Raw genomic sequence first — 2462 nt, 5'->3', positions numbered from 1 at the left:
TGCGCGGCGTGCTCGGCGCTGGTGGCGTCCGGCGCGACGGGCGGCGGCGTGGTCGCGGACGGAGGCGGCGCGGGCGGCGTCTCCACGTCCTTGCCGAGATAGCCGAGCGCGAGCGGGCGGTAGGCGCAGACCTTGCCGCAGCCGTCGAGATAGGCCTGATACCGGCCCTCGGCGCTCAGCCGCCGCCAGTCCTCGTCGTCCTTGCGCGCGGCTGCGTCGCGGTTGCGCTTGAGCAGGCGGTCCATGGCCTGACGGCGGTAGGCGCAGGGCTCGCCGCACTGGGCCACGTAGCGCTCCAGCGCCTCGCGCGATCCGTCGGCCTCGGCCGCGCGCCACTGCGCCTCGTCGCGGGCGAGGTCGAACACCCGGCGGATCGCCGGCGCCGGCTCCACCTGCGGCAGCGACAGCGCGGCGACTTCGATCTCGGGCTCCTGCTCGCGGCCGACCTCGCGCCGGGCCGCGTCGCGCACCTCGCGGGTGACGTAGGACTGGAGATCGCTCCAGGCCACGCGCCGCGTCTCCGCGCCGGCCGGGCTGGCCGGGCCGTTTGGATTGGCGAGCCCCGCCGCCGCCATCAGGAAGCGGCTGGTGAACAGGCCGAGCCTGGCGCCGTCGTCCCAGTTGGCGGGGGTGGCGCCGGAGGTGGCGGCGAGGCGCAGGATGCCGGCGCCGGCCTTGGGCTTGGCGGGGCTGAAGCCGGGGGCCGAGACCGCCAGCATGTTCTCGCCCCTGCGGCCGGTCTCGCCGGTGAAGCAGGCGTCGACCATGACGATCACCTGCCGGTCCGGCCCCACCTTCTGCTTCACCAGCTCCAGGTTGCGGTAGAGCGTTTCGAGCGCGAAGCCGCTCTCGGAGAAGTTCGGGTCGCCGTCCTGGGGCAGCAGGAACGGCTGCCGGGTCTTCAGGTCCGGCGCGCCGTGGCCGGAATAGTAGACGAACACGTTGGAGCGCCCGGCCGTCACGCTGCGCCACAGCCGCCCGCCCTGCGGGTTGGCCTCGCTGCCGAAGGCCTGGTTCAGCTCGTTCAGCGTGGCGTCCTTGAGCAGGAACACGTTGCTGTCGCGGAAGCCGAGGCCGCGCACCAGATAGTCCCGGATCGCGTCGGCGTCGTTGTGGGCGTAGTCGACCGGCGTGGTCTGCTTGTAGTCCCGGTTGCCGACCACGATCGCGATGGAGTCCGCGTTGTCGTCGAGCGCGCGGGAGGGCTCCGCCATCGCGGTCGCGATCAGGCTGACGAGAAGGGCGAGCACGGCGAGAGGGCGAAGCATCAGGCGGTCTCCGGCGATCGGGCTCCCGCCGGCGCGATCGCCGCGCGGGAGCCGTCGTCAGGTCGTTGCGCGCTTCGGCTTATGCGCGCGGCGAAGGCCGTCGGACCCGGGACAGCCTGAAGAGTGTCAAAGCGCGCGCGGCGCCGCTCGTCAACCGACCAGTCGGTGACCGCGTCCGCGCGCGCCGGTCAGAACGCGCGGACCAGGGCGTTCAGCTCCCGCTCCAGCGCGCCGATGGCGGCGCGCTTCTCCGTGCGCGCGGCCTCGAGCTCGGTGAGTTCGGTCTCCTGCGCCGTCATCCGCTCCAGATAGGAGCGGGCGAGGGCGCCGTCGGCCGGCACGGCCGAAAGGTTGCTGCGGATGCGCTCCTGCTCGCTGCGGATGCGGGCGGCTGCGGTGTCGATGTCGCCGATCTCCTTGTTGGCCGCCACGAGCGCGCCGCGGGCCTTGGCGAGCGCGGAGAGCTTCTGCTTCACGGCCGGATCGGTCGCCGACGACGCTAAGCGCACGAGCTGCGCGTTCGGAGCGGACGACAGCCGGAAGGACTGGGAGCGCGTGATCTCCTCCTCCGCCACGATGTCGACCGAGCCGCCGGCGGGAACCACGGCCTTGAGCCGACGCGCGTCGGCGGTCTCGCCGGACAGGTTGGCGGAGCGGAAGGTCCAGTCCGGCAGACGGGGATGCTCGATCACCACGGTGCGGGGCTGGTCGGGCGCGCCCTTCACCGCATAGGTGGTCTTGCGGCGGTCCACCACCGAGGCCGTGACCGTCCCGTCCACGATCTTCACGTCCAGCACGCGGTTGTCGGACTGCCGGTCGGTGCGGATCTCGACCTTCCGGTCGAGGGCGAAGCTCGCCATGCGGGTCTCGCCGGCGGGCGTCGAGGGCAGGCGGGCGTCGCCCTCGTAGCCGGCCTTGGCGTCGTAGACGGTGACGACGCCCGGCGGCAGCGTGGCCTTGGAGCCGTTCGTCACCACCAGCGCCGCCACCGGATGGCGGCTGGCGGCGCCCGGCGTGAACAGCGACACCCGCTCCGAGGCGGCCGCGATGTCGGCGATCGGCATGGAGATCGTGCGTCCGGCGGCGAGAGTCACCCGCGCCGGCAGCGCGTAGCGGGCCGAGACCTCGCCTTCGGTCGCCTCCGCTTCGGCTGCGGCGGGCGCGGCGCGGGGACGCTGGGCGCCGGGGGCGGCC

At 73.6% G+C, this 2462-nt stretch carries 1 protein-coding gene and 1 pseudogene; both read right to left on the bottom strand.

The window, feature by feature from the left end; translation table 11 throughout:
- A partial coding sequence (locus tag ACFQ4O_RS16795) for a caspase family protein (RefSeq protein WP_378777410.1) occupies positions 1-1268 on the bottom strand: 1268 nt, incomplete at its 3' end.
- A 188-nt stretch (positions 1269-1456) separates the two neighbouring features.
- Positions 1457-2462, bottom strand: a pseudogene (locus ACFQ4O_RS16790) (DUF4139 domain-containing protein); the annotation flags it as partial.

The organism is Methylopila musalis (assembly GCF_042679725.1).
Taxonomy (GTDB): Bacteria; Pseudomonadota; Alphaproteobacteria; order Rhizobiales; family Methylopilaceae; genus Methylopila; species Methylopila musalis.
Note: the sequence above shows the minus strand (reverse complement) of the source record. Positions and strands in the feature narration are given on the sequence as shown.